This is a genomic window from Flaviflexus equikiangi (assembly GCF_014069875.1).
GTDB lineage: Bacteria > Actinomycetota > Actinomycetes > Actinomycetales > Actinomycetaceae > Flaviflexus > Flaviflexus equikiangi.
This window is the reverse complement of the sequence record NZ_CP059676.1, coordinates 2,284,865-2,301,501: the sequence shown is the minus strand read 5'-3', so window position 1 is coordinate 2,301,501 and position 16,637 is coordinate 2,284,865. Positions and strand designations below refer to the sequence as shown.

19 protein-coding genes are annotated in these 16,637 nt (G+C 61.2%); 12 read left to right on the top strand and 7 right to left on the bottom strand.

Annotated features, from left to right (window positions below; genetic code table 11):
• Positions 1-135 precede the first annotated feature (135 nt).
• From nrdH to nrdE, 3 genes are read left to right on the top strand one after another with little or no spacing between them, the layout of a single operon-like run.
• Positions 136-387 (top strand): glutaredoxin-like protein NrdH, encoded by a 252-nt coding sequence (gene nrdH, locus H2O75_RS10565; RefSeq protein WP_182171814.1) that lies wholly within the window; start codon positions 136-138, stop codon positions 385-387.
• A 59-nt stretch (positions 388-446) separates the two neighbouring features.
• Entirely contained in the window at positions 447-863 is a 417-nt protein-coding gene (gene nrdI / locus H2O75_RS10560; protein ID WP_182171811.1) for a class Ib ribonucleoside-diphosphate reductase assembly flavoprotein NrdI, read from the top strand.
• Entirely contained in the window at positions 833-2,980 is a 2,148-nt protein-coding gene (gene nrdE / locus H2O75_RS10555; RefSeq protein ID WP_182171808.1) for a class 1b ribonucleoside-diphosphate reductase subunit alpha, read from the top strand. The genes nrdI and nrdE overlap by 31 nt, the downstream gene beginning before the upstream one ends.
• Before the next feature lie 54 nt (positions 2,981-3,034).
• Here the strand turns inward: nrdE and H2O75_RS10550 are convergent, their stop codons facing one another.
• Positions 3,035-3,514, bottom strand: coding sequence for an aminoacyl-tRNA deacylase (locus H2O75_RS10550; RefSeq protein WP_182171805.1), 480 nt, complete (start codon positions 3,512-3,514; stop codon positions 3,035-3,037).
• Between the two features lie 48 nt (positions 3,515-3,562).
• Between H2O75_RS10550 and H2O75_RS10545 the strand changes: the two genes are divergently transcribed.
• Positions 3,563-4,183 (top strand): sugar O-acetyltransferase, encoded by a 621-nt coding sequence (locus H2O75_RS10545; RefSeq protein WP_182171802.1) that lies wholly within the window; start codon positions 3,563-3,565, stop codon positions 4,181-4,183.
• Here the strand turns inward: H2O75_RS10545 and H2O75_RS10540 are convergent.
• On the bottom strand, positions 4,119-5,324 hold the full coding sequence (locus tag H2O75_RS10540; RefSeq protein ID WP_182171799.1) for a heparan-alpha-glucosaminide N-acetyltransferase domain-containing protein: 1,206 nt from the start codon (positions 5,322-5,324) through the stop codon (positions 4,119-4,121). The two genes, H2O75_RS10545 and H2O75_RS10540, sit on opposite strands and share 65 nt — an antisense overlap.
• A 171-nt stretch (positions 5,325-5,495) precedes the next feature.
• Here H2O75_RS10540 and H2O75_RS10535 point away from each other — a divergent pair, with 171 nt between their 5' ends.
• Both H2O75_RS10535 and H2O75_RS10530 read left to right on the top strand, forming a co-directional pair.
• Positions 5,496-6,410: an ABC transporter ATP-binding protein gene (locus tag H2O75_RS10535; protein ID WP_182171796.1), complete on the top strand. Its 915-nt coding sequence runs from the start codon at positions 5,496-5,498 to the stop codon at positions 6,408-6,410.
• Positions 6,407-7,228 (top strand): DUF2705 family protein, encoded by an 822-nt coding sequence (locus H2O75_RS10530; RefSeq protein WP_182171793.1) that lies wholly within the window; start codon positions 6,407-6,409, stop codon positions 7,226-7,228. Before H2O75_RS10535 ends, H2O75_RS10530 begins: the two co-directional genes overlap by 4 nt.
• Positions 7,229-7,299: 71 nt before the next feature.
• Here H2O75_RS10530 and H2O75_RS10525 read toward each other — a convergent pair whose 3' ends face one another.
• The gene (locus tag H2O75_RS10525; protein ID WP_182171790.1) at positions 7,300-7,761 is read right to left on the bottom strand and encodes an SRPBCC family protein; all 462 of its coding nucleotides are present in this window, start codon (positions 7,759-7,761) and stop codon (positions 7,300-7,302) included.
• Between the two features lie 243 nt (positions 7,762-8,004).
• Here H2O75_RS10525 and nrdF point away from each other — a divergent pair, with 243 nt between their 5' ends.
• Positions 8,005-8,979: a class 1b ribonucleoside-diphosphate reductase subunit beta gene (nrdF, locus tag H2O75_RS10520; RefSeq protein ID WP_182171786.1), complete on the top strand. Its 975-nt coding sequence runs from the start codon at positions 8,005-8,007 to the stop codon at positions 8,977-8,979.
• Between the two features lie 430 nt (positions 8,980-9,409).
• Here the strand turns inward: nrdF and H2O75_RS10515 are convergent, their stop codons facing one another.
• The gene (locus tag H2O75_RS10515) at positions 9,410-10,012 is read right to left on the bottom strand and encodes a TetR/AcrR family transcriptional regulator (protein WP_182171783.1); all 603 of its coding nucleotides are present in this window, start codon (positions 10,010-10,012) and stop codon (positions 9,410-9,412) included.
• 200 nt (positions 10,013-10,212) lie between these two features.
• Here H2O75_RS10515 and H2O75_RS10510 point away from each other — a divergent pair, with 200 nt between their 5' ends.
• From H2O75_RS10510 to H2O75_RS10505, 3 genes are all read left to right on the top strand, one after another.
• Positions 10,213-10,935 (top strand): MDR family NADP-dependent oxidoreductase, encoded by a 723-nt coding sequence (locus H2O75_RS10510; protein WP_220462739.1) that lies wholly within the window; start codon positions 10,213-10,215, stop codon positions 10,933-10,935.
• The gene (locus H2O75_RS10855; protein ID WP_220462738.1) at positions 10,932-11,279 is read left to right on the top strand and encodes an MDR/zinc-dependent alcohol dehydrogenase-like family protein; all 348 of its coding nucleotides are present in this window, start codon (positions 10,932-10,934) and stop codon (positions 11,277-11,279) included. Before H2O75_RS10510 ends, H2O75_RS10855 begins: the two co-directional genes overlap by 4 nt.
• A gap of 162 nt (positions 11,280-11,441) precedes the next feature.
• Entirely contained in the window at positions 11,442-12,032 is a 591-nt protein-coding gene (locus tag H2O75_RS10505; RefSeq protein ID WP_182171780.1) for an HdeD family acid-resistance protein, read from the top strand.
• A gap of 67 nt (positions 12,033-12,099) precedes the next feature.
• On the opposite strand, the gene H2O75_RS10500 is transcribed toward H2O75_RS10505, so the two are convergent.
• A complete protein-coding gene (locus H2O75_RS10500; protein WP_182171777.1) occupies positions 12,100-12,819 on the bottom strand; it encodes a hypothetical protein in 720 nt (239 codons plus the stop codon).
• Between the two features lie 151 nt (positions 12,820-12,970).
• Here H2O75_RS10500 and H2O75_RS10495 point away from each other — a divergent pair, with 151 nt between their 5' ends.
• Positions 12,971-13,540: a low molecular weight protein-tyrosine-phosphatase gene (locus H2O75_RS10495; protein WP_182171774.1), complete on the top strand. Its 570-nt coding sequence runs from the start codon at positions 12,971-12,973 to the stop codon at positions 13,538-13,540.
• On the opposite strand, the gene H2O75_RS10490 is transcribed toward H2O75_RS10495, so the two are convergent.
• A complete protein-coding gene (locus tag H2O75_RS10490) occupies positions 13,537-14,820 on the bottom strand; it encodes an extracellular solute-binding protein (protein WP_182171771.1) in 1,284 nt (427 codons plus the stop codon). The genes H2O75_RS10495 and H2O75_RS10490 overlap by 4 nt on opposite strands.
• 127 nt (positions 14,821-14,947) lie before the next feature.
• Entirely contained in the window at positions 14,948-15,388 is a 441-nt protein-coding gene (locus tag H2O75_RS10485; protein WP_182171768.1) for a SprT-like domain-containing protein, read from the bottom strand.
• A 46-nt stretch (positions 15,389-15,434) separates the two neighbouring features.
• Between H2O75_RS10485 and H2O75_RS10480 the strand changes: the two genes are divergently transcribed.
• The gene (locus H2O75_RS10480) at positions 15,435-16,631 is read left to right on the top strand and encodes an NAD(P)-binding domain-containing protein (protein ID WP_204736172.1); all 1,197 of its coding nucleotides are present in this window, start codon (positions 15,435-15,437) and stop codon (positions 16,629-16,631) included.
• The last annotated feature ends 6 nt before the right edge of the window (positions 16,632-16,637 follow it).

Genomic DNA, 16,637 nt, shown 5'->3' with positions numbered 1-16,637 from the left:
GCAAGACGTCAAAACACACCATCTAGTGGTTGTGCGAAAATGGAACACAAGGTGTAGTGTCGGAGTTCGATCATGATGGCGCCGCGGCTTTCGCGGCAGAAGAACAATGACAGATGTGGGAAGAAGGAGCGCTCGATGAGCATTACCGTTTACACGAAGCCGGCCTGCGTGCAGTGCAACGCCACGAAGCGGGCTCTCGACAAGGCAGGCCTCGAGTACGAGCTGATCGATCTGACAGAAGATGCCGAGGCGCTTGAGGCGGTCAAGGCGATGGGCTACCAGCAGGCACCCGTCGTCATGGCAGGCGGTGACCACTGGGCAGGGTTCCGCCCGGACAAGATCAAGGCTCTTGTCGCCGCGAGCATCGGCGCAGCGGCGTCAGCGTAGAGCAGCCCCGCGGCGGGCGGCATTCCCGCCCGCACGTTTGTGGCGAAGGGAATGGCACGATGGCGAAAGTTGTCTATTTCTCGTCTGCGACGAACAACACCGCACGATTTGTCGAGAAGCTGGGGATAGAAGCGGAGCGGATCCCGCTCCGTCGCAGCGATCCAGATCTCACCGTCGACGAGGAGTACGTCCTGATCGTTCCGACCTACGGGGGAGGGAACAATCGGGGAGCGGTCCCGAAGCAGGTCATCAGGTTCCTGAACGACGAGCATAATCGCAGCCTCATCCGAGGCGTTATCTCTGCAGGAAACACAAACTTTGGACAGGCATACTGCCTGGCGGGAGAAATAGTCTCCGCCAAATGCCGAGTCCCGCACATGTATAGGTTCGAACTCCTCGGCACGCAAGAAGACGTCGCCAAGGTCAAGCAAGGATTGGAAGAGTTTTGGGAACAACGCTCACAGATACGGGGCTAGAAACCCTCGACCCGCGGGTCGACTACCACTCGCTCAACGCACAGCTCAACCTCTACGACGCCGAGGGGAATATTCAATTCGATGCGGACCGTGAGGCCGCACGGCAGTACTTCCTGCAGCACGTCAACCAGAACACGGTGTTCTTCCACTCCCTCAAGGAGAAGCTCGACTACCTCGTCGAGGAGGGGTACTACGAAGAGGATGTGCTCAACCAGTACGACTTCGAGTTCATCAAGTCGGCCTTCAAACGCGCCTACGCCGCGAAGTACCGTTTCGCCACGTTCCTCGGCGCCTACAAGTACTACACGTCCTACACGCTGAAGACATTCGACGGGAAGCGCTATCTCGAGCGTTTCGAGGACCGAGTCGTCATGGTCGCACTCACCCTCGCCAGGGGCGACAGGGACCAGGTCTACCCCGTCATCGACGAGATCATCTCGGGGCGCTTCCAGCCGGCCACGCCGACGTTCCTCAACGCGGGGAAGAAGCAGCGCGGGGAACTCGTCTCGTGCTTCCTGCTTCGGATCGAAGACAACATGGAGTCGATCTCGCGGGCGATCAACTCGTCCCTGCAGCTGTCGAAGCGCGGCGGCGGCGTGGCGCTCAACCTCACCAACCTGCGCGAGCAGGGTGCGCCCATCAAGAAGATCCAGAACCAGTCTTCCGGTGTCATCCCGGTCATGAAGCTCCTCGAGGACTCCTTCTCCTACGCCAATCAGCTTGGCGCACGCCAGGGCGCGGGAGCGGTCTACCTCAACGCGCACCATCCCGACATCATGCGCTTCCTCGACACGAAGCGTGAGAACGCTGACGAGAAGATCAGGATCAAGACCCTCTCGCTCGGGGTCGTCATCCCCGACATCACGTTCCAGCTGGCGAAGACCAACGCGGACATGTACCTGTTCTCGCCCTACGACGTGGAGCGAGTGTACGGCAAGCCGTTCTCGGACATCTCCGTGACCGAGAAGTATGACGAAATGGTCGACGACAAGCGGATCCGCAAGACGAAGATCAACGCCCGTCACTTCTTCCAGACGATCGCGGAGCTCCAGTTCGAATCGGGATACCCCTACATCGTCTTCGAAGACACGGTGAACAAGGCGAACCCGATCGACGGTCGAATCTCCATGTCGAACCTCTGCTCGGAGATCCTCCAGGTATCGGAGCCGTCCACCTATAACGCAGACCTGTCCTACGACGAGATCGGCAAGGATATCTCCTGCAATCTCGGTTCGCTCAACATCGCGCGGACAATGGACTCTCCTGACTTCGGACGGACCGTGGGCACCGCCATCCGCGCCCTCACCGCGGTCTCTGAAACGTCTGATATCGCATCCGTACCGTCGATCGAACGCGGCAACAGACTGTCCCACGCCATCGGCCTGGGCCAGATGAACCTGCACGGCTACCTCGGGCGCGAGCGGATCCACTACGGATCCGAGGAGGCGCTCGACTTCACGAACATCTACTTCTACACGGTGCTCTTCCATGCGCTGACAGAGTCGAACAAGCTGGCAATCGAGAAGGGCGAGACGTTCTACAACTTCGAGAAGTCCGACTATGCCTCGGGTGAGTTCTTCACGAAGTACATCGAGCAGGAGTGGGCTCCCACGACCGACCGCGTCAAGGAGCTCTTCGCCGGCATCCACATCCCCACGCAGGAGGACTGGGTGCGGCTCAAGGCGTCTGTCATGGAGCACGGCATCTACAACCAGAACCTTCAGGCCGTGCCTCCGACAGGGTCGATCTCCTACATCAACCACTCGACGTCCTCGATCCATCCGATCGTGTCCAAGATCGAGATCCGCAAGGAGGGCAAGATCGGCCGCGTCTACTACCCCGCGCCCTACATGAACAACGAGAATCTCGAGTTCTACAAGGATGCCTACGAGATCGGCCCCGAGGCCATCATCGACACGTACGCGGTAGCCACCCAGCACGTTGACCAGGGGCTGTCTCTGACCCTGTTCTACCCGGACACCGTGACGACTCGTGACGTCAACAAGAACTACATCTATGCATGGCGAAAGGGCATCAAGACCCTGTACTACATGCGCATCCGACAGCAGGCCCTCGAAGGGACCGAGGTCGACGGCTGCGTGTCCTGCATGCTGTAGCACCAGCACCAGCACCAGCACCTGGGGGGCGATCCGTTGAGGATCGCCCCCCACTCACGTGATGGCGATGTCGGCGATCGTCGCGCCGAGCATGTCGACGAGGTCAGCGGGAGTGAGCTCAACCTTCAACTCTCGACTGCCTCCGGACACTGCGATCGTCGGATGGGCGAACGCTCCCTGGTCGATGACGATCGGCATGGGCGTGTCCAACCCGAAAGGCGAGATCCCGCCGATGACTGAGCCTGACAGCTCCTCTGCCTTCTCCGGCGGCACCATTGTGGCCTTCCTCTTTCCCACCGCCAGTGCAAGATGCTTGAGCGAGATCTTCTGAGTGACGGGGACGAGCCCCATGACGAGGGATCCCTGCGCTGACGCCATGAGCGACTTATAGACGCGCTCTCCCGGCATCCCCATCTGCTCCGCGAAGAAGGCGCCGATGTCGATGGTGGAGAAGTCGACTCCATCGACATCGGTGTCAAAGACGCGGAAAGGCTTGCCGGAGGCTTGGAGGAACGAAACTGCGGGAGTGCTCATGGAACAATGGTCCCCACAGAAAGAGGCAGTGTCGAGCTCAGGAGCAAAATGACAGACCCGAAAGAATCCTTCGACGTGCGGCGCATGCTTGCCGGGGAGCTCTACATGTACGGAGAGGGTAACGCCGCACTGCAGCGGGAGACGCGTCGTCTCGTGCGCGAGTTCAATACCTCGCCGGACGAACGCCGCCACGACGAGATCCTCACTGAACTCCTCGGCAGTCGAGGCGTGTCGTGCACCCTCATGGCGCCCATCGGATTCGACTACGGCTGGAATACGCATGTTGGCGAGAACTTCTTCGCGAACATGGACCTTATCGTGCTTGACGTGTGTGAGGTCCGTATCGGTGACAACTGCATGTTCGGCCCCCGCGTCTCCCTCCTCACCGCAACCCACCCGATTGCCTCCGGCCCGCGCGCGGAGCTGCTCGAATCGGGCCAGCCCATCACCATCGGCAGCAATGTCTGGCTGGGCGGGCATGTCGTCGTCAACCCAGGAGTCACGATCGGTGATCACACCGTGATCGGTTCAGGATCGGTTGTGACACGGGATATCCCGTCGAACGTCGTGGCCGCAGGCAATCCGTGCCGCGTCATCCGTGAGATCACTGACGAGGAGATTCGCCATTGGGAGCGACTGGCAGAGGAGTATAGGGCGGCGGCGCGGTGATCTGAGAGGCCCGCGTCGATGCCACGTGCAGGAGCCGCTCCAACGGTCCCCGACCAAGAACCAGCCGCCACGCGGAACAGAGAACGAGCGTCGCTCCGACAAGCCACGCGAGCGGGGCGAAAGAGTCGGGAAAGACGAGGGCGGGAATGGCCCAGATGGCGATGATGTGGAACGAGTACGCGGACAGCGGCATCGAACCCACAGAGGCGATCGGATAAAGGACTTTTCCGAGAATCGGCCCCCCGAGGAGGAGGAAACCGATAATGGCGATCGCGAAACCGCCTGAACCTATCGCTTCGAGAATCGTTCCCGAGTGGGGTTCGGCCCCGAGGAACATGTCCAGGCTCGGCGCGGAAACGGATGGATCCCATTCGGGCCCCATCCCGTCCGTCCGCCATCCCAGATCGCCGGAGTCGACAAAAGACGAGCCGTAGTCCTCCCACGTCGGGCCCATGCCCATTTTCGTCAGCAGGAACGCAGTTCCATAGCCGAGTATTGCGAGAGAGCTGCCGATCGGGGCAAGGGTCGCGGCGACAGAACGGTCTGCCAGATCGAGGCGTCCAATACCGAGCCCCGCAAAGACGAACCCCATGTAGACGAGTCCAACATAGGTTCCGTTGATCAGAGTGTCGACGAGGAAACCCGAGGAGTCCCCCATCGAGTAGAGACCTGCCTTCTCGAAGAAGACATTGAGGTACGTGGCTGCGATCGGGCCGAGAATCCAGCACCCGCCGGCAAGGATGAACAGGTTTCGGGGGCGCCACTGCAGGAACGGGATGGCAAGCACGAACCACGTCGCGTAGAAGGTGAGAATAAGAGCGACAATGTCGTTCATGAGGGCAAGGACGCCCGAGATGGCGATGAGGAGCGCTGCGCGTGTGAAGATACGAACCTTTGCCTGGAGGAACTCGACACCCGTGTAGGGGACGTTCCGCCCCGTCAGGATCGCGAGAGACACACCGGCAAGCGTTGCGAACAGGATCGATGATCTGCCATCCGCGAGATCCAAGAACCAGCCCGACAGGCCGTCTCGTTCTGGACCGACATGGGCGGCGAACATGCCGAGAACGGCGATGCCGCGGGCGATGTCGAGGGCGGCGATGCGGCCCGAGTAGCGCAAGGAGGGCGGGGTCTGGATCATGAGCTAACAGTAGCCGTGTCACCGTGAGTGAGGGCGGGTCATCCACCGGGGCACTGCTCCCCGGCGTTCCCACCAGGGAAATCCCTGAGTTTTTCCCGAGATGAGTGTCGATCATGTGGAACGCTCCCCCCATCGCGCATACAGTGGAGCCGTATCGGCGAAAGGCCACCTATGATCACGATTGAGAATCTGACAAAGAAATACGGGAAGAAGACGGCAACCGACCACCTGTCGTTCACCGTTCCATCCGGCCAGGTCACGGGCTTCCTCGGACCCAACGGTTCGGGCAAGTCGACAACAATGCGATGCATTGTCGGCCTCGACCGGCCCACTGAAGGCCAGGCGCTTATCCAGGGCGTGCCCTATGGCCAGCTGCGGAGCCCGCTCACGACAGTGGGTGCACTCCTCGACGCGAAAGCCTTCCATCCTGCACGGACAGCACGTCAGCACCTGGCGACAGTCGCCGACACTCACGGCTTTCCGAAGAGCCGTATCGACGAGATCCTCAACCTCACGGGCCTGACAGACGTCGCGGGAAAGAAGGTCAAAGGCTTCTCGCTCGGCATGGGGCAAAGGCTGGGTATTGCGACCGCAATGCTCGGCAACCCCGAGTACCTTCTCCTCGATGAGCCAGTCAACGGTCTCGATCCCGACGGTGTGCGGTGGGTGCGTGACCTTGTCAAGAACCACGCCCGCATCGGTGGCACCGTGCTTATCTCCTCCCACCTCATGTCGGAGATGGCGATGACGGCAACCAACCTCGTCGTCATCGGCGGCGGACGCCTCATCGCCTCGGGCCCCATCAAGCAGTTCACAGAATCCGTCGGTCACTCCACCGTGCGCGTGGCGGGCCCGGACCTCGCTGCGATCGGCGAAACACTGGCGCAGATGATGCCGACCCTTGAGCGCGTGGACGGCAGAGACACTCTCGTCATCCAAGGCGCACAAGCATCTGACATCGGCCACGCCCTCCACGTGGCAGGTCTTGAGATCCACGAGCTGTCCACCACGCACTCCTCCCTGGAGGACGTCTTCATGGAGCTCACCGGTTCGTCCGTCGAGTTCCGTTCAGGAGGAAACCGATGAGCACAGTCACGCACTACCGCCCGACCTTCCCGCGCCTCGCCCGCTCGGAGCTGCGAAAGCTGACGACCCTGCGCTCAACGTGGGTGATCTCTGTCCTCACGGTCCTCTTCTATCTCCTCATCTCCTTCTTCGTCGCTGAAGCGGTCGACTCGATGACGTCCTACATGTCGCGTCGAGAACTTGCCGCCTTCACGAGCTCCTATATGGTGACGAGCATCTTCCAGATCGCGCTGCTCTTCGGGATCGCGTTCGGGACCATGGTGATGACAGCCGAATACTCGCACAACACGATCCAGACATCCCTGCTCGCCTCGCGCTCGCGGCTGTCTTTCTATGGTGCGAAGATCCTTGTCCTCACCGTCTTCTGGGCCAGCGTTGCGGCCACGGCTCTGCTGCTCTCAACGTTGCTGATCAACATCTCGATCTCGCGCCACGATGTTTCGCTCCCGCTCGGAGAGATCGGTTTCTGGGCTAGCCTTGCCAGTTGCGTCGTCGTCATCGTCTGCGGGGCCCTCATGGCGGCTGGCATGGGGGCGGTGCTTCGCTCCACGGTGGGAGCGACAACCCTCATGTTCGGGCTCGTCCTGATTCTCCCGATCCTCGAGGTGATTCCGCTCGACTTCCTCAGCGACATGGCACCCTACTTCCCCATCAACGTCATGTCATCGGCCGTCGCGCCGAGAGAAGAAGGGATTCTCGGCGATGTCCTGCTCCGCGAAGATGCTCTGAGCGCCAACGCATCGTTGGCAGTGCTCCTCGTCTACACGATCGTGTTCGTCGGGGCCGGTGCGTTGTCGATCAAGAAGCGCGACGCCTGAGAAACGTCTGAGCGCAGGAGCGGTGCCACTCGGCACCGCTCCTGCGCTCTTCTAGTTCCGAGACGCTCGGGTCAGTTGATGGCGGAAGCCAAGAGGTTGAGCGACTGCTCCATCTCTTCTTCGGTGATCAGCGGAAGGCTTTCCGCAAGCTTCTTGTCGGTCACCGCTCCCCAACTGTAGGTGAGCGTGACGTCTGTTGAGTGAGCATCGAGAGGCTTCAGCGTGTAGAGCCACTCCCAGCCTCCCGGTTCGCCAGGATTCTCGGCAAGAGCGGGCTTCCATCCGACCATCTTTCCGTCATCGAAAGCGGTGACGTGATTATGGGTCTGATATTCGGTTCCTGTCCTGCCCACCATGTTCATGACGAACACGTCGCCGGTTGCCTGGATTCTTTCGGAGTTGTCGGCAGATCGAACCATGCCTGATCCGTCGAACTGCGGATGGCGCTGGGGCAGAGACAGCGTGTCAAAGATGTCTTTCGCTGAATGGTCGATGATTCGGGAAACGGACAGTGTTTTCTCTTCGTTGGCCATACCCACACTCTTCCCGCTGCGCTTGACGAGGGGAAGAGTTTCAGCCGTTAGAGAGAGCCCCTACCCAGGGTTCTCCAAGGCCCTGGAAGTATGGCGGCAATTGGCTGTGAGATGCGGGTCTGGGCGGCCATGTGGCTTTCCCGGCTAGCGGCAAGGCCCGCGAGTGGGGATCACCTCTCGAAGACGGGTCTCGTTCATGACAAGATGGATTGAAAATATGCCTCATCAGAAAAAGGAGTTGGCGTGACTGAAAAGTTGCCCCTGGTCTCACGGGTCCAAGCGATCAACTGGAACAGGATCGAGGACGACAAGGATGAAGAGGTCTGGGATCGCCTGACAGCCAATTTCTGGTTGCCGGAGAAGATTCCGCTGTCGAACGACATCCAGTCGTGGAATACGTTGACCCCGCAGGAACAGCTCATGACGACCCGCGTGTTCACGGGCCTTACTCTGCTGGATACCGTGCAGGGTACTGTCGGCGCGGTCTCTCTCATCCCCGACGCTGTCACCCCGCACGAGGAGGCTGTCTACACGAACATCGCCTTCATGGAGTCGGTGCACGCGAAGTCATATTCGTCGATCTTCTCGACGCTCAACACCTCGGAAGAGATCGAGCAGACCTTCCGCTGGTCCGAGGAGAATGAGCACCTTCAGAAGAAGGCCCGCATCATCCTCGACTACTACCACGGTGATGATCCGGAGAAGCGCAAGATCGCCTCCGTCATGCTTGAGTCATTCCTGTTCTACTCGGGCTTCTACGCGCCCATGTACTGGTCTGCACACGGCAAGCTCACGAATACCGCCGACCTTATCCGCCTCATCATCCGTGACGAGGCAGTCCACGGCTACTACATCGGCTACAAGTACCAGGTCGCCGTCAGCGGTATGGACCAGGCCCGACAGGATGAACTGAAGGAGTACACGTACGACCTTCTCCAGGACCTCTACGACAACGAAGAGGACTACACCGAGTCCCTGTACGACGATCTTGGCCTCACCGAGGACGTCAAAATGTTCCTCCGGTACAACGCGAACAAGGCGCTCATGAACCTCGGCTACGAGGCGCTCTTCCCGAGTGATCAGACAGCCGTGAACCCGGCCATTCTTGCTGCCCTCTCCCCGGGTGCCGACGAGAACCATGACTTCTTCTCCGGCTCCGGATCCTCCTATGTCATCGGCACCGCCGAGGCGACAGAAGACGAGGACTGGGACTTCTAAGTCTCTGAGGCTCCAGGGAAAAACCTGATCACGCCCCTGATCCGCGAGTTATCGCAGATCAGGGGCGTTCTCGTAGTAGTGCCCCTTTGAGTGGTGTGGCCGCATGGTGGTCGTGAACCTCGTTGCTGACGCAGGAGCGATCACCGCCGGAGTCCTTCGAGAGAGCTCTCGTAATTCTCGCTCGAAAGACATCGCCACGGTGACCGCTCCTCGTATTAACGGCCCTGCAGGCCTGCTCAGTGAAACGCTGGCTACGGCTGGCGACCAGACCAGGGGCTGCGTGGACCCGCTTCTTCACCAACCCGATACGCCCACGACAGTGACCTCTCGCGCCGACATGCATCTGCTCCTGTCGAGACTTGCGTTGCCGTGCGGGGCTCCGGCTGTGCAGGTGGCGGATTTCTGCTTTGCATCCTTCGTGGTCTCTGGTCTATCCGCGAACGGACCCTCCCGTGTTTGCGCCTGCAGCGAGTTCGATGGCGGTATTGACATTCTCCATTGCTGCGTCGAAATCTGCTCGGGTGAGGGCAAGGGCGGTAATGACGAGTGCGGCGATGATGCGCGATCCCCGATCCGCCGTCTCGTCGTCGAGCTCGGGGTGGGCGGCTTGTAGCCCGCGCAAGAATGCCGCCCGCAGTTCGCGCTGGTAGCCGGCAATGGCTTCTCGCACTGCTTCGTCCTGACCGATCCTCGCGCCAGCCGTGTTGATGAGCATGCACCCGTGTGACGCGAGCGCGGACCGTTCAGCGAGGGCTGAGCGAAGCGCGACCAGGTAATCGACGAGTGCCCGTGGGGAGATTTTTTCGCCTGTGAGGGGCTCGAGTCGCGGACGCACGACCTCCGTAAGGTAACTCTCAACGCTGGTATCGAAGAGGCCGCGTTTGCTGCCGAATGCGTGATAGATGCTCGACCGGTTCAAACCCGTGGCGGCCTCAAGGTCGGGTACGGAGGTGCTCTCGTAGCCGAGTCGCCAGAAGACGTTTCGGGCTGAGCGCACGACGGCGTCCGTGTCGAATGCTTGCGGGCGGCCCATGTGCACTCCTCCGTTTTGTACCGTTCATTCTAATATGCGTTATAGTGAACCAAGTATTCCACAATTAGGGGTGTGAGCAGTACAAGGGAAGCCACATGTTGAACAGTCGCATTCTTGCGATCGGGACATATGCCGGTGCCTTGTCGCTCGTACCAACCCTGTCCGCTCTTGCGGCAGTAACTCACGAGAAGTTGAACTCGATGACTACCAGCAGCACCGCACTCAGCACGCAGATCCAGCTTGCCGCCCGGCCATCGGGCTGGCCAACTCACGATGACTTCAGGATCGTGACCGTGGAACTCGGGCCGCTTCAGCCCGGTGAGGTGCGAGTTGCGAACGCCTTCATCTCGGTTGACCCTTATATGCGGGGGCGCATGAACGACACGCGCAGCTACGTCGCACCCTACGCGTTGGGGGAGCGCATCACGGGCGGCGCGATCGGCCGTGTCGTGGAGTCCGAGGATGAGTCGCTGCCGGTGGGAACCGTGGTGCAGCACCAGCACGGGTGGTCTGATCTCATCCAGGCCAATGCCTCGACGTTTCACGCTGTGCCGGAACGTGACGGGGTGCCGCTCTCGCTGTCGCTGCACATTCTTGGCATGACAGGCCTCACCGCCTACGTCGGCCTGACGCGGATCGCACCGATGAGTGCGGGTGACACCGTGTTCATCTCAGGTGCCGCTGGTGCCGTGGGAACCGCAGCCGGGCAGATCGCACGGCTGCTCGGTGCTAAGCGTGTCATCGGGTCCGCCGGCAGCGCCGAGAAGGTGCGTCTGCTCACCGAGAAGTACGGCTATGACATTGCGCTGAACTACAAGGAAGCGCCTATCCGGGAACAGCTCGCGGCCGCAGCGCCTGAGGGTGTTGACGTCTACTTCGATAATGTGGGGGAGACCACCTCGAGGCCGCACTCGACGTTATGAACGACAATGGTCGGTTGGCGTTGTGCGGTGCAATCGCTGGTTACAACACTGCCGGCCCTACACCTGGGCCCGACAACATGATGAATGTCATCACCCGGGCGCTCTCGATCCAAGGATTCACCCTCGCCGCCCACCTTGACCTGTCATCCGAGTTTGGTGCGCGCATGGCCGAGTGGTTCGCGGCCGGAGAGATCGCCTATGACGAGACCATTGTGGACGGGATTGAGAACACGGTGGATGCCTTTCTTGACATGATGCGCGGGGGGAACACCGGAAAGATGCTCGTGCGTGTCGGGGCTAGCGAGGCGACATCAGTCGGCACCCACGGAAGCGAGTTGAAATAGTCGGCGGCGACAACAGCTTGCTGTCAATCGCAATGGAGTAGTGGGTGCTTTAGCACTGTCGATGCTCCAGGTGAGATGTTTATATGATGCGAAATTGTGTTTGGTATGCTACAACCCAAGCGAATCCGCTTGCCTACACACTTGCAAGAAGTCGAGAAGACCATGTCAAACAACAACGCTCCGGCGTCCACCATCGTGATTTCTGAAGATTCCGGCCCGGAGGAGACCACCCGTCTCGCCCTTATCGCAGGCGGCCTCATCACCGTTGGTTTCGGTATCGCCATCCTGGTCTGGCCGACCAAGGCCGCCGTGACTCTGACCGGCGTGATCGCTCTCTACGCGATTATTGCTGGTCTTGTCTACGCCTCGATCGGCGTCTTCTCCAAGAAGATCGGTGCAGGCGGCCGAGTCGCCCACCTGCTTCTGGCCGGCCTCTACCTCGTCGCCGGTATCTATGCCTTCTCGTCCCTCCAGCAGTCGGCGGCCTTCCTCTTCCTCTTGCTGACGATCATGGTCGGCGTCATGTGGGTGATCGAGGGCTTCACTGCACTCTTCACCCTTGGCAACGCCAAGTCGAAGGTTCCCACGATCGTCTACGCCGTGATCTCCGTGATCGCTGGAGCGACGCTTCTGAGCAACGCCCTGTGGGGAGCAGTGTTCCTCTGGTGGTTCGTCGGTATCTCGATGGTCGTTCTCGGTGGCCTCAACGTGGTCCGAGCCGTCACGGGTAGGACGCCCAAGGCACGTCGCTAAGACCTTACGTAATGGAATGGGGGAGCATATGCTCCCCCATTCTCCATTCCCGCGTCGTTTTCTCTTCCTATTCGGGAAGCGTGATGTCCTGCGCTACGTCCCACTCGACATACTCGGTCTCGACGAGGAGCGGGTTCGTATCCTCGGAGACGATCGAGACGAGCATTCTCTGCTGGCGGTAGTCGGGACCGATCCACATGCGGAGCGTACTCGTGGACGAACCGTCGTTGAACTCGGCGGAGAGGATGTGGTACTCGACGCCGTCGATCTCCTCGGTTCCTTCGACCGTGTACGTCGTGCCCTCGGGGATATCCGCGGTTGACTTCGCGGGGTCCTGAGAATTCTTGTACGTGTCGAAGACCTGGGAGGCTTGGGCAATCAGGTAGTCACTCGATGTGACGTCCGCGCGCTGCCATTCACCGCTCCCGTTATCGACCCAGGCGTCGGTTTCGTTCGCGATGATCGCGGTGTCGTCGGGGTAGCTCACCTCGACGGTGAAGGGATCCCCGTTGACACGGAGGACCGTCGTCCCGGACCCCTCGACGGTGGATGTGGTGACGTAGCCGTCTGTTGCTGCGAGCGCGAGTGTCGAGCAGACGATGAGATCGAACGCATCGACCTCGGAGGGGGAGCCCGCCAGGGGGTCGGTGCACTCGTACGAGACGGGCTCCGTCGTTTGGTCGGCAGCAGGCGTCGGGGTCGCGGTGCTCGAAGTGCCTTCTTCGCTTGAGCAGGCACTGAGCGTGAGGAGTGCCGCGGCTGCCAGGATGGTGGTACGTCTGATCATGGTGACCAGCCTACGGGAGTTGTCGAGCACCCTACCGGTCCGCTGCTGGGAATCACATTCATACTCCCCGGGTTCTCCAAGGAATCGAGCCACTCGTGCCGCACCGCGCGGGCCCGGATCGCCCCGGATCGTGGTGGGTTAGGATCTCATCATGCGTATTCTCGTTGTCTGTACAGGAAACATCTGCCGTTCCCCCATGGGGGAGATTGTGCTCCGAGAGCGATTCGCGCAGGCAGGTATCGATGTCGATGTCGACTCGGTCGGCGTATCCGATGAGGAGAGCGGTCGGCCTGTCGACTCGCGTGCCGCCAAGGTCCTTCGCGAAGCGGGCTATGACGTCCCGAGGCGGGCGGCACGCCAGGTCACTCCTGCCGATCTTGCAGATTCTGACCTTGTGCTGGCGATGACGGTGGGCCATGCTCGGCAGTTGAAGAAAGTAGCCGAAAGCAACGGGATCGATCCCTCCGTTATCCACCTGTGGAGCGAGTTCGACGACAATGTACCCCTCGAGATCGCCCCACATGGTGCTTTCGGGCCGGGCGGGATCCTGGAAGGCAAGGAGAGGTCCTCCGCAGGCTATTCTGCTTTCTATTCTTCCGATGGGGAGTGGGATGTTCCAGACCCGTGGTATGGCGGGGAGGACGGCTTCTACGACACGCTGTCAGCCGTTGAAAGCGGAGCCGCCGGCATTATCGCCTGGGTGCGGGACACCGTCCGTTAGCGGAGGGCTGCGTTGCCGGCCTGCTGTGCCTCGGAGAGTCCCTCATCGACGGACAGGTCGCCGCGAAGCATGTCCCGATAGGATGACTGGATCGTTTCCAGGGCGGAATGAATGTCGAGGTTGTGGGACGAGATTGTCACCGAATTGCTTGAACTCTCGATGAAGACCGACACGTCGACGCCCTCTTTCGCCCAATAGTTGACGTACGTGTCCTGTGCCCGAAGAGCGGCGGGGAATGCGATGCCGTTGGCGGCGAGGGGATCCTGCCCCTGGGCGGTGCCCAACCATTCGAGGAGGAGCATCACCTCGTCGGGGTGATCGCTTCCCGTATACCCCGCAGCCGCCACGCCGTCGAGCACGGAGATCTTGCCGTCTGGGCCGCCTACGATCGGGGCGATGGCCCAGTCGAAGTCTGCCTCTGCCGCGATGGTAGCGAGAGAATCGGAGTCGGACTGATAGAGAACGAGGTTGCCGTCGCGGAACAGGTCTTGAGCATCGTCGTCCTCCACGAGTTCGGGTGAGACTGCCGCGGTGTTGACGAGATCGACGAGATACTGGGTCGATAGTTCTCCGGCCTCACTCGCGAACGTGAACGTTCCATCCTCGGCCTGGAACTGCCCCCCGGCCTGCACAAGAAAAGGTACGAATGCCGTCGTCAGATCAGGATCGGGTGAAAATCCGTATTGCACGATCGAATCCTGGTCGAAGTCGTCCGAGCCCGCCGTGCGGCCCTCCGCGTCGAGCGTCAACTGCCGCGCGGTGTCGAGGAGGGTGTCCTCCTCTGTCCCCCACGTCAGGTTTTCGACTCGAGTATCAACCTCAGAGTACAGATCCCGGTTGTAGTAGAGCGCGACAGAGTTCCACATCTGCGGCACCGCCCGCAGAGCCTCGTCAACCGTGAAAAGGTCGACGAGGTGTTCCTCCCAGTCGCTTCGCACCGTCTCGATCGTCACGATCTCGTCATCTCTCGCATGGTCGGCGACGTTTGCCGGGTTCAGCCAGAACACGTCAGCGGCGGTGCCGGCGTCGAGGTCTGATTCGAGCCGCTGCCAATACTCGTCTTCGTCGATGGTCTCGATGGTGACCGTGATCGACGGGTTCGCCGCAGTGAATGCGTCGAAGGACTCTTCGTACGCGGGGATCGATGCCTCGTCCCACGTTCGGAACGTCAACTCGACACTCTTCACGGGTTCCGGGGGTGTGGTCGTCTCCTCGCTGGCATCCGAGCACGCGGCAAGTGCGAGGCTCACGAGGAGGGCCGTTGATAGCAATCGCTTCACTGGCGTCTCCCCACTGAGTGCCGACATGGTTGTTCGTCAAGTTTACCCCAGTGCGAACCCCGTTCCGTTCCCGGGTGGGTGCCGGTGAGGAGATCCCCCTACCGTCTGGGAGGGAGCAAATGGCCTTCTACGAGCGTGTCCAGGCCAAGACGTGGCGGGGGGAGTACGATCGCGAGCAGTATCCGCAGCTCACCTCATTCTTCGGCAGGCGGAATCTTTCGTGAACGTGCCCGGCTGCGCACGTCGCCGTCCACGGGGCTTTGACCGACGGGAAGTCGCGGCCAGTGAGTCTCCTCGGCTCGGCACCGATTCGTCCCGCCATCTCCGCCCACACTCGGCCGTGGCCGTGGCCGGGTCCAACGAGGGCGTGAGCGATCTCGTGAAGGATCGTCTGCCGCACCTGATCCTCCGTGCACAGCGGCGTGAGATGCTTCGACAGAGTGATCTTCCGATGGGTGTAGTTCGTCTGGCCAGCCCGCCGTCGAGCATTGTCCCAGCCGAACTCCCAGTCGAGGCCGTGTCTCTCCAGGAGGTCGAGTGCGAGGCGGCGTGCTGACTCAAGTTCCATTCCACTATTCCATCACGGCCTCGATCCATGACGTACCGTTGAGAGAGTGAAATGGTTGGCAACGTCGGCGCAGAGTTCTGCGCTCGTCCCGGGCGCCTGGAGCCCGAGCGGCTCGCACTGGGGTACCCAGCCAGCATGGCTCGATGCCTCCTCCGGACCGGTCCAGTCCACGCCGCGCGACGTCGACGTTCTTGTCATCGGCGCGGGACAGGCCGGACTCGCCGCCGCCCACGAGCTGCACCGGAGCGGGATGAGGGGATATGCGGACGGTACGGCGATCACCGGCACGTATCAGGTGATCGATGCGGAGGTGCGTCCGGGTGGTGCCTGGCAGCACCGGTGGCCGACGTTGACGATGGCGACGGTGAACGATATCGCCGATCTGCCGGGTCTGAAGGTCGGCCCCTTCGACGGCGATGATCTCGCAGCTCACGTGATCCCGGACTATTTCACGACGTACGAGGAAACGTTCGATTTCCCGATCCTGCGGCCAGCCCTCGTTCATTCGGTGCGCCGGCATGACGGGTATCGTGTCTCAACGACGGGCGGCACGTGGCAGGCGCGTGCGATCATCAACTGCACGGGAACATGGACGAGGCCCTTCGTGCCGTACTATCCGGGCCAGGAGAGCTTCGCGGGGGTGCAGTTGCACACGCAGGATTATCGTGGGCCAGCCCAGTTCGAGCGGCACAGGGTTGCTGTTGTCGGAGGCGGTATCTCTGCCACCCAGCACTTGGCTGAGATTGCGCCGGGTGCGAAGGCGACAGCGTGGTTCACTCGGCGGGAGCCTCGATGGGTGGATACCGGGGGCAAGCTCCAGTCCGGGCGAGCTGTTGAGGCGGCCGTGCGGGCCCGTGTCGAGCAGGGCTTGAGGCCGCTATCGGTCGTGGAAGCCACCGGCCTGCTGGTGACCGATGCTGTGCGCGAGGCGAGAGCAGCGGGTGTCTTTGACCGCCGGCCCATGTTCACCCGCATCGAACCCGACGGTCTCGTCCAGGAGAACGGGAAGCTGTGGCGTGCGGACATGATCCTGTGGGCGACCGGTTTCCGTTCGGAACTGCGCCATCTTGCTCCGCTTCGCCTGCGCACGAGAGACGGTGGGATCATGATGCGGGGGACTGCGGTAGCCGGGGAGCCGACCATCCACCTTCTCGGCTACGGTCCGACAGCGTCCACGATCGGTGCGCGATGGGGGGCGCGGAAGGCTGTCCGTGAACTCGTTGGCGTCCTCGGGCTAAACTAGTCCCAC

Coding starts and splice junctions, on each gene's coding strand:
- nrdH (WP_182171814.1), top strand. CDS start 136: ATGAGCATTACCGTTTACACGAAGCCGGCCTGCGTGCAGTGCAACGCC.
- nrdI (WP_182171811.1), top strand. CDS start 447: ATGGCGAAAGTTGTCTATTTCTCGTCTGCGACGAACAACACCGCACGA.
- H2O75_RS10550 (WP_182171805.1), bottom strand. CDS start 3,514: ATGAGCACTCCCGCAGTTTCGTTCCTCCAAGCCTCCGGCAAGCCTTTC.
- H2O75_RS10545 (WP_182171802.1), top strand. CDS start 3,563: ATGACAGACCCGAAAGAATCCTTCGACGTGCGGCGCATGCTTGCCGGG.
- H2O75_RS10540 (WP_182171799.1), bottom strand. CDS start 5,324: ATGATCCAGACCCCGCCCTCCTTGCGCTACTCGGGCCGCATCGCCGCC.
- H2O75_RS10535 (WP_182171796.1), top strand. CDS start 5,496: ATGATCACGATTGAGAATCTGACAAAGAAATACGGGAAGAAGACGGCA.
- H2O75_RS10530 (WP_182171793.1), top strand. CDS start 6,407: ATGAGCACAGTCACGCACTACCGCCCGACCTTCCCGCGCCTCGCCCGC.
- H2O75_RS10525 (WP_182171790.1), bottom strand. CDS start 7,761: ATGGCCAACGAAGAGAAAACACTGTCCGTTTCCCGAATCATCGACCAT.
- H2O75_RS10515 (WP_182171783.1), bottom strand. CDS start 10,012: ATGGGCCGCCCGCAAGCATTCGACACGGACGCCGTCGTGCGCTCAGCC.
- H2O75_RS10510 (WP_220462739.1), top strand. CDS start 10,213: ATGACTACCAGCAGCACCGCACTCAGCACGCAGATCCAGCTTGCCGCC.
- H2O75_RS10855 (WP_220462738.1), top strand. CDS start 10,932: ATGAACGACAATGGTCGGTTGGCGTTGTGCGGTGCAATCGCTGGTTAC.
- H2O75_RS10505 (WP_182171780.1), top strand. CDS start 11,442: ATGTCAAACAACAACGCTCCGGCGTCCACCATCGTGATTTCTGAAGAT.
- H2O75_RS10500 (WP_182171777.1), bottom strand. CDS start 12,819: ATGATCAGACGTACCACCATCCTGGCAGCCGCGGCACTCCTCACGCTC.
- H2O75_RS10495 (WP_182171774.1), top strand. CDS start 12,971: ATGCGTATTCTCGTTGTCTGTACAGGAAACATCTGCCGTTCCCCCATG.
- H2O75_RS10485 (WP_182171768.1), bottom strand. CDS start 15,388: ATGGAACTTGAGTCAGCACGCCGCCTCGCACTCGACCTCCTGGAGAGA.